Below are 15,815 nucleotides of genomic sequence, written 5' to 3' on the forward strand. Positions count from 1 at the left end.
TTATGCAAAAAAAAATAGCTGTTGTCGGCGCGGGCCCGATGGGGCTTGCTGTAGCGTACCACCTACTCAAGGCAGGGCATCAAGTTGATCTCTTTGAAGCCGATAAAGTCGCTGGGGGCATGAGCGCTACATTCGACTTTGATGGTTTACAGATTGAACGTTATTACCATTTTATCTGCAAAGAAGACCTCGCTCTATTTGAGTTACTTAAAGAATTGAAGATCATTCACAAACTCAAATGGCAAGAGACAAAAATGGGTTTTTTCTATGATGGCCATCTGTACGAATGGGGGAATCCGTTGGCGTTATTGCGATTTCCTAAATTGGGACTCATTGCTAAATTGAGATATGGTTTAATGGCGTACTTGGCAACAAAACGTCGGAAATGGTTGGATTTGGATAAAAAAGACGCGCTTTCCTGGATTATTACATGGGTTGGTCGTGATGCTTATAACGTGCTTTGGAAAAAGCTTTTTGAATTGAAATTTTATCAATACTCCTCTTCTTTATCCGCAGCTTGGATTTGGTCGAGGATTCGACGCGTCGGAAATTCACGAAAAAGTATGATGACCGAGTCACTTGGATACCTGGAGGGTGGATCTGACACATTGATTAATTCTTTGGTTAACTCTATTGAGGACTTGGGAGGGCGAGTTCATTTGGGGTGTCCAGTGGAACAGGTTATGGTCAGTGAAGGGAAAGTTGAAGGGATCAGGGTAAATGGTCAGAAGCAGGACTATAACAACGTTGTAAGCACTATTCCTGCGGTATTTATTCCTCGGTTAATGCCATTTCTCCCGCAAAAATTGTTGGATAAATTTGAGCGTTTAGTCAATATTCCTGTTGTTTGTGTCATTGTAAAGTTAAAGAATAAAATGACAGACAATTTCTGGTTAAATATAAATGATGAAACGATGGACATCCCCGGGATGGTTGAGTATACAAATTTAAATGCCCTCGATTGCCATATTGTTTATGTTCCTTATTACATGCCTGAGGATAACCCGAAATTCAACGACTCCGACGAGTGTTTTAAGGAAAAAGCTCGCCGATATATAAAGTCGATAAACCCTGAAATTCTGGATGACGATGTGATTTCAATACATGTTTCGAGATATCGTTTTGCCCAGCCGGTTTGTGGCCCGGAGTTTCTCGCGCAATTGCCTTCAATTTCATTGCCTGTAGAAGGGTTGTTTGCGGCAGATACGTCTTATTATTACCCTGAAGACAGGGGGATATCTGAAAGTGTGGGGCTCGCAAAGAAGATTGCGGATATGGTATGACAGTTGTCTTGTCGAGTGAGTTTGCTCGCTTCATTGTCGTTGGCGGTTTTGCTGCCGGCGTAAATTTTGTGAGCCGGGTGATTTATAATCAATTTGTTGGTTTTAGCCTGGCAATTATTTTGGCCTACCTCTCCGGTATGGTGACAGCCTATCTACTGTCTCGGTGGTTTGTGTTTTCACCCAGTGGTAACGCTACTGTACGAGAATTATTTTTCTTTACGTTAGTGAACATGCTAGCAGTACTGCAGACTTGGTTAGTCAGCATGCTCCTGTATTTTTTTGTGCTGGACTGGTTAAATGTTAATGCTTTTAAAAAGGAGATTTCACACGCTATTGGCATTATGGTTCCGGTTTTCAGTAGTTATCTAGGGCACAAGTACTTCACTTTTAAACCTGCTCATAATGATGAAAGCAATGCGTGATATTTCTGACCCACTCGTTTCCAGTTAAAGTTTTCTTTTGCATGCAGTAGCGCTTGCTCTGTAAGGGATTCATTCAATACCGGTGATTTAAGTAAGTGTAGTATTGCATTGGCTAGAGCGATGCTATTCTGAGGTGGGACAAGCAGTCCTGTTTCTTCATCTGTCACCACATCCCGGATTGCTGGCAAGTCACTTGCTACTACAGTGCAACCACATCCAATTGCTTCGACCAAAACGAGACCCAAGCCTTCCTGGTCTCCGTCGGATGCCACAATTGAAGGTACTACAGCGATTTGGTGTTGGCGAAGATAGTTCGGAACTTCTGAATTGATCACGGCACCCGTAAAGTTTACATTTCGAATTCCCCGTTTATGGGTATAGGATTTAAGTTCTCCTTCGAGCATACCTTTCCCGACGATGGTTAAGTGGCAATCGGGTTCCTTTTCCAGAACGATTTCAAAAGCTTCCAGTAGGTACCGGACTCCTTTTTTCTCAACCAAGCGGCCCACAAAAATAATATTTTTATTTGTTCGAGATGGCGTGGTTGGAGGCGTGAAGGTGTTGTCGAGATCTACACCCATCGACATTACGGATATGTGTCTGCTCTCTATTTTCAATGTTTCAATACAGTGTTGTTTCATTGCTGAACTGACCACAGTAATGTAATCTGCTTTTTTGATGATCCATCGTTTAAGGTGGTTTAGCACTTTTCCATTGAGCGCAAAAAGGTCCGCACCGTGGGAAGTGATTAGAATACGGGTGGAAGATGCGGTAATAAAACGAGCTATAACAGCAATGAGGCCTTGGGGAATTATCCAGTGGGCATGAATGATATCCCATCGTTCACGGCTCATTAGCTTCACTACTGCGAAGAGTTGAAATAGCAGAAAGAAGGGCACCAATAGGTACTTGAGAGGCCGTTCTTTGAGATTGCTAAGAATTCCGCTCCCGTAAGTCAATGTTTCCAGTTTGGGATAGAAATAGTGAAATCGTTCGATTTGCATGCCATCGAGGTGCTCGACCGTTTTAGCATCGGGAGAATGAGGAAGTAATACGGTTACTTCATTTTCTTTTGCGAGTTCTCGGCAAAGATATTTAACAAACGAAGGTTGAGTATCGCTTGCTGATGTTGGGAAGGTTGAAGCAAGAACAAGTACTTTTTTGCCCATGATTGATGCGGGATCCGTTGGAGTTTGAGGAATCAATAATCTCTACATATTGTAGGAAGATACTCTGAGCTAATGGTGGTTAAATTAGAGCCGCTTGCAGTGAGCCCTGAGGGAACGGGAGAATTCCCGCATATCCATAACATGCTTGCTGTGTTTGGTGAAGTGCCCACAGCGGGTCGGATACTCAGGATTTTGTTTTTTAGTTTTGGGTGAACATTATTACCCAAAGTAATGTGAACTGCGCCTTGATTAATTTCAACAGAAGTCGTGTATGCTCCTGTAAACGTGTTCGCCGCAAGTAGGTCTAAAGCTGCGTTATTCTGTGGCATTGACCCATTGTGCTGGTAATGTTCTGCAATTTTGAGCTTAATTGAATTTGAAATGGAAATACTTTCAGATACTTGGGCTCTGATTACATAGTTCGAATAGCCAACGATTGCGATACTCGAAAGGACTCCCAGTATCGCGACCACAATCATCAGTTCTATCAAAGTAAAACCTGCTATGCGCTTATGTTTCATCTCAGTGAGTTCTCTTTTGTCATTAAGCCACATGCAGCAAAATTGATGCCGGGCGCACTGGTGCTGCTTTCGGCCAAGTTCTCAACGACTATAGTGACGGAATTGGTCACTTCACGACAGCCTCTGTCCTTCTAATTTGACCAAGATACCGCGCTGTTATCGGTATCTATTTCAATGATCGCTTTGTCATACTTGCCCTCGACACTGAAAAATCTGATGGGTGTACTTGATGAATTCTCATTGCTTTCTGTTTTCGTGTCACGACTATTTCTTTGCAGTGACTCTGGACTGCTAAACCCGCTTATTTTGAGGTATTCCAAGGCTTCATGCATTGGAACATACTGTTTGTACTGCACATAAAGTGGACCCTCCTGAAAATACTTTTGAAGTTTCTCATAAGAGGTTGGGGCGTCCCCGGATTGTTCCGGTTTCGCCCAAACGAGTTTAGGAGTGGTACCGGGAAGCGAGTCTAAAATATTTAATGGTATCGAATGAAAGTCAAACGAACTTTCGTTGAGAGTCCGGAACGAATCATCAGTGAGAACCAGTAGTAAAGGTCGTTGTGTGTAAGTTTGCCATAGCCCCCAGGACAGACAGCTTAGCTGCAATAAAGCGATAAGCGCTAAATCAAATGTTAAGCCTTTTTTATTTTTTTTATACACGCAAAAGGTGAGTATGGGTCCAAGTACCACATCAACCCAAAATACAATGGTAAGCCCTTGAATTCCTCCATCGATTTCAAATAGTACCCCTGGATACCAAAAGGTTTGAACGACTAGAGCAGCGAGAACGATGATCGAGAGACTGATGGTGAAGTGAATGCCGAGTGCGATTATTTTTTGCTTAAAAACATTCATCGGGTTCGTGATTTCCATGCATCTAAGTAACTGAAATATTTTTTAAATGTAAGATGTTGATTGGAAATCTGTCAAATCGTTGCTGCTCGAAAAGCAACTGAATGCTTGATTGCTAGGTGAAAAATGCCGACAAAAAGTCAGATTGCCGATTTTGGCACCATATTTATATTCTGTTTTTTTGTATGTTTGTGCGGCTGGGAATCTTTCGCAGGTTAATTCTTTACCGGCCGCACAAGAGCTGCTTACCTCACCGCAATCAAATGCGCATTCTTACTCACTGTCGCCTTCCCAATTCCTTTCACATCAGCCAGTTCTTCAATATGAGCAAAAGGCCCGTACGTTTTTCGGTACTCGATGATTGCCTGTGCCTTTTTGATACCAACGCCTTTTAAAGTGCTGGCAAGGGTTTGTGCATCGGCGGTATTGATATTGATTCGGGTGCTGGCTTGTGTTGTGGTTTCTGCTGTTTCACTGGCTGCAAGGGCCTGGGGCAAGCCTGCCATATTCAAACCAAGCAATAATACAGTAAAACACACGGTGAGGTATTTTCTTATTGAAATCATTTCATTAATCCTTTAACGGTTCCTATCGCGCAATCCGTGATGCACTCTGGATAGGTGAATAACTTACGAGGAAATTTCTGGAGGAAAGAGTAGGGGGGCTCAACATCCTGTGAGCCCATCCTTGGAGAGGCTTTCTAATCCTTTAGAATCATGACTTCCGTGTAGATCCCTACTGGCTTTAACTTCCATGTTGGTGACCATTATATTGAAAAAATGACGAGATAATAGGCGTCATTCTCCATTTCTTTTGTGGGATATATCGCACACGAAGTAGGCATTTTCTGTCATGTATGTGTGTATGATAATTTTTGATTCTTGTCGAAACATGACACAATAGCGCCCTGTCTTCTCAAGACAAATCTGGCGATAGTATTACAAATTGAAATGGCGAGACCGGGATAAAATGGGAAAAGGATGATGATGCGTATTCTTGTGATTGGGGCGAATGGACAATTGGGCGCTGAGTTTATGAGGCATCAGAATTCAGGCTTTCAAATTGATGGCGTGGGTCGAGCCGAGTGTGATATCTGTGATTTGCAAGAAGTTCAGCAGTGCCTTAATCGATATGATCCGGATGTGGTTATTAATTGTGCGGCTTACACCGCCGTCGATGCAGCAGAGGAGAATCGTGAGGTTTGTTTTGCTGTAAATCATGACGGTGTTCTGAATCTTGCAAAATGCTGCGCAGAAAGGAGCATACCGCTTGTTCATTTCTCTACGGATTATGTATTTGATGGGCAGAAAGAAGGCGTCTGGTATGAAGATGATACGCCCAACCCGATTAATTGCTATGGCGAAAGTAAGCTGGCGGGCGAAGACGCGATTCGAAAGGTGTGTAATCAGTATTTGATTTTCAGAATAAGCTGGGTGTTTGGTCAATACGGTCCAAACTTCGTAAAAACAATGTTAAGACTTGCCAAAACACGAAGTGAACTGAATGTGGTGAGTGACCAATATGGTGGTCCAACCGCGACTCCATGTATTGTTCGGGCTGTGTTAGGCAGTTTGGCCAATAGCCGGTCCGGTGAACGGGGGTTGGCGTGGGGCACTTATCATTTACCTTCAGAGCCGTTTGTTTCCTGGGCCCAATTTGCAGAGTTTATTTTCGCCAAGGCTCAGGAGCTTGAACTACTGAGTGTGGTCCCACAGGTTCATTCCATACCGACTTCTGAGTATCCAACGCCCGCAAAGCGGCCTTTAAATTCGAGATTGGGTAGTGGTGAGCAAGAAGTTTCAGCTTGTGACTGGCAAACGGCGTTAGGCCGTTTGTTGCCCGGGATTATTCACAGTCTGGAGGGCGAATGAACAGCTTGGTTGTGTTGCTGGGCCTATTTGGTTTGATGTCAGTATTTGTGCTTACCCATTGGCGAATTCGTATTGCTTTGAGTAAAAAGCTGTTGGATGTACCAAATCAGCGTAGCTCTCACTCAATTCCGACGCCTTCCAGCGGCGGGATGAGCTTTGTTTTTGTGTTAAGCTTTTTGTGGTTTTGTTTTGCTCTGGTGAGTTCAGAGGCCCCTCTTGCCTGGACTGCGTTGTTGCTTTGCTCCGGAGTCCTGGCAATGATGGGGTGGTTTGATGACCACAAGGAACTCAGTGCCGGCACGCGTTTTTTAATTCAGATCCTGATCATTTCTGTGTTTTTAGCGCAGGTAGACGCTTTGCCAATGTTAACTCTGGGAGGGTTTACTGTCGATTCGGAAAGCGTGCTGTTTGGAGGTTGGTTTTTGTATCTCCTCTGGAGTGTGAATCTTTACAATTTTATGGATGGTATTGATGGCATGGCCGCATCTCAGGCCATCTATGTATTCTGGTCTATTGCTGCGTTTACCGGTTTCTCTAATGCTGTTTCTGACTCATTCACCGTCGCAGCGGTGCTGGCCGGAATGGTCATGTTCGGTTTTTTATGGTTTAACTGGGCACCTGCAAAGATATTTATGGGAGATATAGGTAGTGCTTACCTGGGATTTGTTCTAGCCGGGTTTACATTGTTGGTGGTATCAAGCGATGCGGAGTTGCTCGTGCCATTGATACTGATCATGGGGACGTTTATTGTCGATGCCACTGTCACGCTTCTTGCCCGACTGTTATCAGGGCAAAGGTTTTATCATGCGCATCGCTCCCACGCATATCAAATTCTATCTGAACACTGGGGGAGTCATGGCAAGGTTGTCGTAGCCTATTTGGTGGTGAATCTGTTTTGGTTGCTGCCTTTTGCGTGGTTGGCATTGATGATACCGAATTACTCTTTTCTATTTCTACTGGTAGCTTGGACACCTTTGGTTATAATAGTCGTTAAAACTGGAGCCGGAAAGCCGCAGGCGTGAACACGCTCATTGGAACCTGTTCTCTTTTCCTGTACATCTGTATTTTGATCCTAATGTAGTTGCTTAAATTGGAAGTTTTATAAAGCGATAGTTTTTTAGAGTGATATTTTCTTAAAGTAATAGTTTGATACATCTTGTTGAGTAGACTCATCAGGCATTAAGGATTAGCAAGCTTGGGGCAAAGTTGCTCCGGGCGGTTGGAAATTATGATAAATCTTCTCTTCAAGTTACCTCGTCGCCAAAAGCGCATTGTTTCTGTGTGTGCAGACCTGGTCTTTTTACCTTTGGCGTTCTGGGCGGCAATGTCCCTGAGGCTCGACCAATTCTATAATCCTTTTGTCGCAGTACCCGGTATAGAGCCGGAATTGCAAGTACTCAGAACCATGCTGGGACTGAGTGACGGATTGCAGTTGAAAGTCATTTTGGTGCTTCTCTTCACTGTATCGGCCAGTGTTCTTATCTTTATCAGACTGGGGCTATATCGTGCCGTTATCCGGTACATGAGTAACCACGCTTTGATTGCAGTACTCACTGGAGTGAGTATTTCTGCGCTTGTTCTAGCGGCAAGCAGTTTCGTCGGGCAGACCAATATCCCCCGCTCGGTGACATTGATTTACTGGTGTCTGGCCCTTTTGTTTGTTGGTGGGTCGCGCATGGTTATTCGCTCTATTTTCCAACACCAGATGATGAAGGCCAAGGAGCGTGTCATTATCTATGGCGCGGGCAGCTCAGGATTACAGCTTAGCTCGGTGCTGTATCAAGGAAATCAATTTCAGCCCGTCGCGTTTATTGATGATAGCCCGATCCGTCAGGGTAGTATTTTGAATGGTCTCAGAGTTTACCCGCCGCCTTTTTTATCCAAGACGATTGATCGTTATGGTGCTAATCGCATACTTTTAGCACTTGGCGAAACATCTAGAGCTCAGCGAAGTGTTATTCTCCGTTTTTTGGAGGGTCTTCCTGTTATGGTGCAAACGATTCCCTCCATGTCGGACATTTTAAGTGGTAAGGCGACGATCGCAGAAGTCCGGGATGTCGAGGTCGAAGACCTTTTGGGACGAGATGAGGTTGAACCGGACTCAGCACTCTCAGGTTCTTGCATAACCGATAAAGTGGTTATGGTCACTGGCGCGGGAGGATCGATCGGTTCTGAATTGTGCCGTCAGATCCTGAATCACAACCCCAAAGGCTTGGTGTTGTTCGAAATCTCGGAATACGCATTGTATGCTCTGCACCAAGAACTAGAGACGTACGTCACCAAAAACGCCTTGTCAGTTGAATTGAAAGCCGTGCTCGGGTCGGTGCAAAAGGAGCATCGTCTCGAGGTGATTATGCAGACGTTTGGCGTACAGACGCTCTATCATGCTGCGGCCTATAAACATGTGCCGATGGTTGAACATAATATTGTGGAAGGCGTACGCAATAATATATTTGGCACCTGGTATAGCGCGGAAGCGGCGATTCGTGCAAAGGTCGAGACTTTCGTGTTGGTTTCAACCGATAAAGCGGTGCGTCCGACGAATGTAATGGGTGCAAGCAAGCGGATGGCGGAATTAGTCCTCCAGGCGTTGGCAAAACGCCAAACCGGCACGCGCTTCTGTATGGTTCGCTTTGGCAATGTGTTGGGGTCTTCTGGATCCGTAGTTCCGTTATTTCGAGAGCAAATCAAGGCGGGTGGACCGGTTACGGTTACCCATAAAGATATTACTCGCTACTTTATGACAATCCCTGAGGCAGCCCAATTGGTGCTTCAGGCGGGCGCCATGGGTGAAGGGGGGGATGTTTTTGTTCTGGATATGGGCGAGCCGGTCAAAATAGCTGATCTAGCCAAGAAAATGATCCACTTGATGGGGTCTGAAGTGCGTGATGATCAGCATCCGGATGGAGACATTGAAATTGCCTATACCGGCTTGCGCCCCGGGGAAAAACTTTATGAGGAACTGCTGATTGGCGAAAATGCGAGAGGTACGCAGCATCCGCGAATCATGAAAGCACAAGAAAAATCGTTGGCTTGGCCGGATACGGCTGCTTTGCTCGACGAGTTGGATCGTGCTTGCCATATTTTTGATTGTGACCGGGTCAGGGATCTGTTAGTGCAGGCGCCAACTGACTTTATGCCCAACACCGATATCGAAGATTTGGTATGGCAATCCACGCTTCGTTTGGAAGCTGCTGCCGATAATATAAGTATATTGAAGACCCGTAAGAAAGAAGGGTTTTCCTAGGTTCGTGGATCATGCACCTTTGACTTGTTCTACACTTTTGACTTGATATTCATATTCAATTTGTAAGTTTCAGGAGTAAAAATTGATATTTCCCATTATTCTGTCAGGTGGCTCGGGGACTCGCCTGTGGCCTCTTTCTCGTCAGGCTCACCCCAAGCAATTCCTGAATCTGGTTGATGATAACTCTTTGTTGGGTAATACCATAGTTCGGCTGGAAGCCATTGATCAAATCGAAAAATTGATGGTGGTTTGCAATGAGGACCACCGTTTTATGGTTGCGGGTGTATTGCAGCAACAGGATAAACTTCAAAACGCGTCCATTTTGTTGGAACCCATGGCCAAGAACACGGCGCCGGCGATTGCATTGGCTGCCCACGCAATCGTTAAGGAGAACCCTGAAGCGGTGATGCTGGTGTTGCCTGCAGATCATGTTATTAAACAGGCTTCGGTGTTTGCGGAGGCGGTAAAGACAGGTAAGCTGGCTGCAGAACAGGGCAAGCTGGTAACGTTTGGTGTTGTCCCTGATTGTCCCCACACAGGCTATGGCTATATTCGTTCCAAAGCTTCCGATTCTGCTTGGTCAGCAGTCGAGGAATTTGTCGAAAAACCTGATCAGGAGACAGCAGAACGTTACCTCAAAAATGGCAACTATTACTGGAACAGTGGCATGTTTATGTTTCGGGCAGATGTCTATCTCAAGGAGCTAGAAAGGTTTTCACCTGACATGGTTGATGCAACCTGTCGTGCCCTGGAAAACAGTAAGCTGGATCTTGATTTTACCCGAATTGATTCGGATAGCTTTGCGCAATCACCAGAAGACTCTATTGATTATGCCGTGATGGAGAAAACCGAGCAGGCGGTTGTTGTGCCATTGGATGCGGGCTGGAGTGATGTGGGCTCTTGGTCGGCATTGTGGGAAATTCATGACCAGGATGCCCATGGTAATGTGTGTCGGGGTGATGTGATCATTGAAGACGTGAATAATAGTTTTATTCATTCTGAGTCCCGTCTGGTTGCAGCAATTGGCTTGGATGACCATGTTATCGTTGAAACGGATGATGTTGTGCTGGTTTCGGATAAGTCACGGGTTCAGGATGTGAAACGCCTGGTCGAGAAAGTTAAGCAGCAGGATCGCAAGGAGCATCAGTTTCACAAGAAAGTTCATCGCCCCTGGGGGACCTATGAAGGAATTTCCGCCAGTGAGCGTTTTCAGGTCAAGCGTATCACGGTGAATCCGGGCCAAAAGCTGTCATTGCAAAAGCACCATCATCGCGCTGAGCATTGGGTTGTGGTTCGGGGAACCGCAGTGGTTGTTCGGGGTGATGAAGAAATATTGCTGACGGAAGACCAGTCAACCTATATCCCTCTGGGGGTGGTTCACCGTCTGGCGAACCCGGGTGTGATTCCGCTGGAAATTATTGAAGTCCAAACCGGATCATATCTCGGAGAGGATGATATCGTCCGCTTTGATGATCATTATGGCAGAAGTTGAGCGCTCTGGTTAAGCGCTAGTAATGAGGTGGGGGGGTGTTATCGCTGCTCCCGTCGTCTTGTTGGAGTCGATCGAGTTGCTGCTTTAGTATTCGATTTGCAGACCACAGTTTTTTGATCTCCGTATCCTGAATGCTCACAGTCTGGTTGAGTGCATCGATATAATCTTCCTGAAACGCTACGCGCTCCTCAAGTGCCACCAATCGGGTTTCCAGATTGGTGCCGGTGGAGTTGTGTTCGTTTTTTGACGTTTTGTCATTCATGGGTGTATTTACTCTCATGGATGATTTGTTTTTTCATGGATGAATTGCTTTTCAAGGGCATGCTGTTTCCAACGAATATCGCGTCACTCGTGATTTGATTGCTCGATATGTCTTATTAGATTGTGTTTTTAACTGCCATCTCTACGCGCCCCGGAAGCAAAGCCGTTATTAATTTGCTATGATATCTGGGTAAGCCTTATAACAAAATATTTTTATTGGGGTGCAGGTGGTGATTTTCAGTAGTATCACCTTTTCTGTCATGGTCTTCCGGGTCTTTCCGATTGTTTGATTTGAATCTGTGGTTCAAGTTTAGGCCAAGTATTCGGGACGGTCAGTGTCTGGTATCACTTTCATCTTTCCCCTTCCAGTGAATGATTTTGCGATAGGCTATTTGGGTAATTATTTCGGTGTCATCGAGCGAAACTTTTGTGCTTGCTATCCATTTTGTGCTTGCTATCCAGAAGTTTCGTTTGGTGTATCTATTACTGAATTAATTTAGAGTAAATCATGAGGTAACATTTGGATGGACAGCAAGTTCACTAAGCGAATATTAACATCATTGCTTCTGGCGATACCTTCGCCATTGGTGTTGGGTGGGCTCATTACAATTCTAACAAACGCATTTTGGCTGAATCCTTCTTTGTCAGAGAATCAACAGGGTATCGCCGGCTTGGTTGCCCTTTTGGGTAGTGCTGATGGCATTATTGCGTATTTGATCGCGGTATGTTTGTTCGGAGGGGTTGCGTTTATTGCATTAAATTTGAGTGCAGTTCCTGCGGATGACTTTACGGATTTCCCGGATGAGGAAGATGGAGATAGAGAGTCGGGTACCGTGAAATGGTTCAATGTCAGCAAAGGCTTTGGTTTCATCACGCGAGATAGTGGCGAGGAAATTTTTGTGCATTTTCGTTCTATTCGTGGAAGAGGGCATCGGAGTCTTCGACAGGGGCAGCGAGTGCGCTTCTCTGTCAGCCAGGGAGAGAAAGGTTTGCAGGCTGATAATGTCTCGGTGGCTAAAGGTTAGGTTTTCTGTATTACACGCTGGTTTTTTAGCGTTGCTGGGACTTGAGGTCGTGCCATATCGTGGTCTTGAGTCCCAGATCCCAGGTTATATCTCAAGCGTTCCAGATTTTTAATTCGACACCATTTTCGTTGACGCACCACCACGTCGTTTCTACATCGTCTCCCTCTTGCCATCCGCCATTGGAGCACCTGACTTCAGACTCAAGCGCCTGATAGGCTGCACGGGCACATTCAAGGTCATCCTGCCACGGCGTAGCATTTGATTTAAACCAGACCGAAGTATATTTCTTGCCTGCGGCAGCTTCGAGGATTGTTACTGGAAATTTTGTGTCTTGGTAGTTACAGCTCAATTCCAGGCTTTGTTTTCCAGACTTGAGTACATCTATGCAATGAAATACCGAACCGAGCCAATTTTGAATGGCGTTTAGTGAAGTATCTTTGATATATATCTCAATATCCGGTTGTCGTTCAGTTTGACTGTCCTGCATGATTCAATCCCCCCATGTATTGTCAATTCACTATTTTTCGGTGCACTGATGGTGATCTAGTTTTCAAGGAAGTGCTTTATCCTGGATTTCAGTAGTCCAAGGTAACCAATTAAAGCTAACATGCCGCCCAAGGCTGAGATAGCAAGTGCAGCGAATGCAAGCCACTCTTGTTTCAGAGAGGGCAGGCTATAAATATTAAGTAGCAGAATGCTGATGAGCCCACCCACCATAACTAGAGCGCCGATAATAAAGCGCTTGAAATGTTTGCGGTTTTCCTGGGTAGTTGATTCTCGTGCCATCGTTTTCAAGCTGGATTTATTCGCCAAGTAACTGGTTCAGAATGCCTTCATAAATAGCCGACAGATCATCAAGGTCTGACGCATTTACACATTCATTGACTTTGTGAATTGTGGCATTAAGTGGGCCGAGTTCGAGAACTTGAGCACCGGTTGGCGCAATAAAACGTCCGTCTGAGGTACCACCCGTAGTCGAAAGTTCCGTTGTGCGGCCGGTAACATCTTTTATCGACTGGATGGCTGCATCTACCAGTGGGCCCGGTTCCGTGAGGAACGGCAGTCCACTGAGGTGCCAGTCAATGCTGTAGTCGATATCGTGTTGATCCAAAAGTGCGTGCACTCGAGACTTGATATCGTCCTCAGTCAATTCAGTGCAATAGCGCAAGTTAAACTGCGCCTCGATTTCTCCTGGAATGACGTTGCTTGCCCCTGTTCCGGAATGGATATTGGTGAACTGGAATGTGGTCGCTGGGAAGTATTCGTTACCTTGGTCCCAAATTTCGTCCGCCAGCGCTGCCAGAGGGCGGAACGCAAGGTGCATTGGATTCTGCGCCAGATGGGGGTAGGCAACGTGCCCTTGAACCCCTCGGATTTTCAAGTGTCCATGTAGGGAGCCCCGGCGACCGTTTTTAATAATATCGCCCAGGACAGCCGTGCTGGACGGCTCACCGATCAGACACCAATCAATTTTTTCGCCCCGGGCTTCAAGGGTTTCAATCACTTTCACCGTGCCATTATCAGCCGGGCCTTCTTCATCACTGGTAATCAGGAAAGCGATTGAGCCTTTGTGCTCCGGGCTATTTTGAATAAAGCGCTCGGTGGCTGTGATAAATGCGGCGAGACTGCCTTTCATATCCGCAGCACCTCGTCCGTAAAGCATGCCATCTTCGATCACGGGCTCAAATGGGGGGTGTGTCCATTGCGACTCTGGTCCTGTTGGTACAACATCTGTATGCCCTGCCATGGCCAGAACGGGGCCTTCAGTGCCTCTTCGCGCCCAAAAATTTGTCACTTCGCCAAAGACCAGTTTTTCAACGGTGAACCCAATTGCTTCGAGGCGCTTGGCCATCAACTCCTGGCAGCCTTTATCATCGGGGGTGACAGATGCTCGGGAAATGAGCTCACACGTGAGCTGAATGGTTTCAGACAGTGAGTTGGGGGCGGTGTACTGACCGGTCATGGAATCCTCGATACCTTATCTTATTAAGGGGAAGGTTATTATCTTGGTATGAATGGCACTAGAATTCTCGATCAGACGTTACTTCAAGATAGTGCCATTCAGCCCAGCTACGGCTACGTCGGTATAAACCAGGTTATTGTTTCAAACCTAGTTATTCGCGTGTAGCTCTTCATTCAATTCGATCGCAGATTTGTTGGTCTTGCACTCGACCTGACCATTTACAGAATTGCGACGGAATAGTAAGTCTGACTTTCCGGCCAGCTCTCTTGCTTTAGTTGTTTCAACTGGATTGTTTTGATCATCAAGAAGGACAACTTTGGTGCCTGCAGTGATATACAGCCCGGCTTCAACCGTGCAGCGATCTCCAAGGGGAATCCCGATGCCGGCGTTGGCGCCCAACAGGCAGTTCTCGCCAACCGAAATAATAATGTTGCCGCCGCCTGAGAGTGTTCCCATGGTTGAGCAGCCGCCGCCGAGATCGGAACCTTTGCCAATGACCACGCCCGCGGAGATACGGCCTTCAATCATTGATGTTCCTTCCGTGCCGGCATTGAAGTTAACAAATCCCTCGTGCATGATGGTGGTGCCTTCACCGATGTATGCGCCCAATCGAACTCGTGATGTGTCCGCAATTCGTGTTCCGGACGGAACCACATAGTCGGTCATCTGGGGGAATTTATCTACAGATTTCACTTCCAGCACGTCGCCATTTAGGCGTGCTTCCAGTTGCTTCTGATTGAGTTCGCTCAGGTCAATGGCACCTTTGTTAGTCCAGGCAACGTTTGGTAGCAGGCCGAAGATACCGGAAAGGTTGAGCCCATGGGGTTTTACCAACCGATGGCTGATAAGGTGCAGCTTCAAGTAAACTTCGGGGGTTGTTTGTGATTCCTGGTCTGATGCCAGAATGGTAACCACGACGGGTCTTTTGCTGCTCGCACACTGGGCTGCAATTTTGGCTTGTTGACTTTCTCCAGCCGCTTCCAGAGACTGGCTGAGTGCATCCAGTTGTTCTGGCATCGCTTGAATTGCACTGTTGCCACCTTGGTAAGCGCAGGCTTTTCTCACCGCTTCAATCAACTCTTCTGATGGGTTCAGCAGAGGTGCCGGGTAAAAAACTTCTAACCACTCTTGATTGCTGTTTTGGGTTCCTACACCAATTGCTAAAGCAAAGCTCATAATTTATACCTAACTATTGTTTAATGAAATCTATCAAGTGTTTTACGATCACTGAAAACGATCAATTCTTCGGCCATTTGCGGCATATTTAATGTCGGATATTTACTTCGCGCCTGCTGAAACTTTTGGCTGCAGCGTTTAAGTCCGGCTTAAATCAAAGAAGCACGATAAGAACCAAAATATTATTTTAGCAGTGTCGATGCATAAAGTTCAGCCTTGAAGCCAACAAGGATCTGGTCATTCAATTCCAGTACGGGTCTTTTAATCATACTGGTGTGATGAATCAAAAGTTCGATTGTCTTTACGGGGGTTAAATCGGTTTTTTCCGCTTCGGGTAGTTTTCTCCAGGTTGTGCCCCGCGTGTTAACGAGCGTATCGAGGCCTGCTTCTTTCGCCCAGCGTGCGAGGGTAGCCTGATCGATACCTTTTTTCTTGTAATCATGGAATGTGTATTCAAGGTTGTTTTCATCCAGCCACTTTCGGGCTTTCTTCATCGTGTCGCAATTCGCAATGCCGTACAGGGTAATCATA

The 15,815-nt window shown here is 45.9% G+C and carries 17 protein-coding genes; 7 read left to right on the forward strand and 10 right to left on the reverse strand.

Annotation, left to right across the window (positions count from 1 at the left end):
* Window positions 1–2 precede the first annotated feature (2 nt).
* Window positions 3–1,283: an NAD(P)/FAD-dependent oxidoreductase gene (locus OLMES_RS09580; protein WP_087461059.1), complete on the forward strand. Its 1,281-nt coding sequence runs from the start codon at window positions 3–5 to the stop codon at window positions 1,281–1,283.
* On the forward strand, window positions 1,280–1,705 hold the full coding sequence (locus OLMES_RS09585) for a GtrA family protein (protein ID WP_087461060.1): 426 nt from the start codon (window positions 1,280–1,282) through the stop codon (window positions 1,703–1,705). The genes OLMES_RS09580 and OLMES_RS09585 overlap by 4 nt, the downstream gene beginning before the upstream one ends.
* Here the strand turns inward: OLMES_RS09585 and OLMES_RS09590 are convergent.
* The 4 genes from OLMES_RS09590 to OLMES_RS09605 all read right to left on the reverse strand — a co-directional run bounded on the left by OLMES_RS09590 (window position 1,681) and on the right by OLMES_RS09605 (window position 4,815).
* Entirely contained in the window at window positions 1,681–2,874 is a 1,194-nt protein-coding gene (locus tag OLMES_RS09590; protein ID WP_087461061.1) for a glycosyltransferase family 4 protein, read from the reverse strand. The two genes, OLMES_RS09585 and OLMES_RS09590, sit on opposite strands and share 25 nt — an antisense overlap.
* A gap of 32 nt (window positions 2,875–2,906) precedes the next feature.
* Window positions 2,907–3,395: a pilin gene (locus OLMES_RS09595; RefSeq protein ID WP_198343286.1), complete on the reverse strand. Its 489-nt coding sequence runs from the start codon at window positions 3,393–3,395 to the stop codon at window positions 2,907–2,909.
* A gap of 131 nt (window positions 3,396–3,526) precedes the next feature.
* Entirely contained in the window at window positions 3,527–4,252 is a 726-nt protein-coding gene (locus OLMES_RS09600; RefSeq protein WP_087461063.1) for a hypothetical protein, read from the reverse strand.
* Between the two features lie 242 nt (window positions 4,253–4,494).
* Entirely contained in the window at window positions 4,495–4,815 is a 321-nt protein-coding gene (locus tag OLMES_RS09605) for a ComEA family DNA-binding protein (protein ID WP_232465307.1), read from the reverse strand.
* Between the two features lie 414 nt (window positions 4,816–5,229).
* Between OLMES_RS09605 and rfbD the strand changes: the two genes are divergently transcribed.
* The 4 genes from rfbD (at window position 5,230) to OLMES_RS09625 (ending at window position 10,859) form a co-directional block, all read left to right on the forward strand.
* Window positions 5,230–6,120 (forward strand): dTDP-4-dehydrorhamnose reductase, encoded by an 891-nt coding sequence (gene rfbD / locus OLMES_RS09610; RefSeq protein ID WP_087461064.1) that lies wholly within the window; start codon window positions 5,230–5,232, stop codon window positions 6,118–6,120.
* A complete protein-coding gene (locus OLMES_RS09615; protein WP_087461065.1) occupies window positions 6,117–7,142 on the forward strand; it encodes an MraY family glycosyltransferase in 1,026 nt (341 codons plus the stop codon). Before rfbD ends, OLMES_RS09615 begins: the two co-directional genes overlap by 4 nt.
* A 206-nt stretch (window positions 7,143–7,348) precedes the next feature.
* Window positions 7,349–9,367 (forward strand): nucleoside-diphosphate sugar epimerase/dehydratase, encoded by a 2,019-nt coding sequence (locus OLMES_RS09620; RefSeq protein WP_087464418.1) that lies wholly within the window; start codon window positions 7,349–7,351, stop codon window positions 9,365–9,367.
* 82 nt (window positions 9,368–9,449) lie between these two features.
* Window positions 9,450–10,859, forward strand: a complete 1,410-nt coding sequence (locus OLMES_RS09625; RefSeq protein WP_087461066.1) for a mannose-1-phosphate guanylyltransferase/mannose-6-phosphate isomerase — start codon at window positions 9,450–9,452, stop codon at window positions 10,857–10,859.
* Between the two features lie 16 nt (window positions 10,860–10,875).
* On the opposite strand, the gene OLMES_RS09630 is transcribed toward OLMES_RS09625, so the two are convergent.
* Window positions 10,876–11,121, reverse strand: coding sequence for a SlyX family protein (locus tag OLMES_RS09630; protein ID WP_157678237.1), 246 nt, complete (start codon window positions 11,119–11,121; stop codon window positions 10,876–10,878).
* Window positions 11,122–11,644: 523 nt separating this feature from the next.
* Between OLMES_RS09630 and OLMES_RS28820 the strand changes: the two genes are divergently transcribed.
* Window positions 11,645–12,145, forward strand: a complete 501-nt coding sequence (locus OLMES_RS28820) for a cold-shock protein (RefSeq protein WP_087461068.1) — start codon at window positions 11,645–11,647, stop codon at window positions 12,143–12,145.
* A gap of 91 nt (window positions 12,146–12,236) precedes the next feature.
* Here the strand turns inward: OLMES_RS28820 and OLMES_RS09640 are convergent, their stop codons facing one another.
* From OLMES_RS09640 to OLMES_RS09660, 5 genes are all read right to left on the reverse strand, one after another.
* A complete protein-coding gene (locus OLMES_RS09640) occupies window positions 12,237–12,632 on the reverse strand; it encodes a hypothetical protein (protein WP_087461069.1) in 396 nt (131 codons plus the stop codon).
* 56 nt (window positions 12,633–12,688) lie between these two features.
* A complete protein-coding gene (locus OLMES_RS09645) occupies window positions 12,689–12,931 on the reverse strand; it encodes a hypothetical protein (RefSeq protein WP_087461070.1) in 243 nt (80 codons plus the stop codon).
* A 16-nt stretch (window positions 12,932–12,947) separates the two neighbouring features.
* A complete protein-coding gene (gene dapE, locus OLMES_RS09650; RefSeq protein ID WP_087461071.1) occupies window positions 12,948–14,108 on the reverse strand; it encodes a succinyl-diaminopimelate desuccinylase in 1,161 nt (386 codons plus the stop codon).
* Window positions 14,109–14,255: 147 nt separating this feature from the next.
* Window positions 14,256–15,287, reverse strand: a complete 1,032-nt coding sequence (gene dapD / locus OLMES_RS09655) for a 2,3,4,5-tetrahydropyridine-2,6-dicarboxylate N-succinyltransferase (RefSeq protein WP_198343365.1) — start codon at window positions 15,285–15,287, stop codon at window positions 14,256–14,258.
* Window positions 15,288–15,466: 179 nt separating this feature from the next.
* A complete protein-coding gene (locus OLMES_RS09660) occupies window positions 15,467–15,814 on the reverse strand; it encodes an ArsC family reductase (RefSeq protein ID WP_087461073.1) in 348 nt (115 codons plus the stop codon).
* Between the last annotated feature and the right edge of the window lies 1 nt (window position 15,815).

It is taken from the genome of Oleiphilus messinensis, from assembly GCF_002162375.1.
Taxonomy (GTDB): domain Bacteria; phylum Pseudomonadota; class Gammaproteobacteria; order Pseudomonadales; family Oleiphilaceae; genus Oleiphilus; species Oleiphilus messinensis.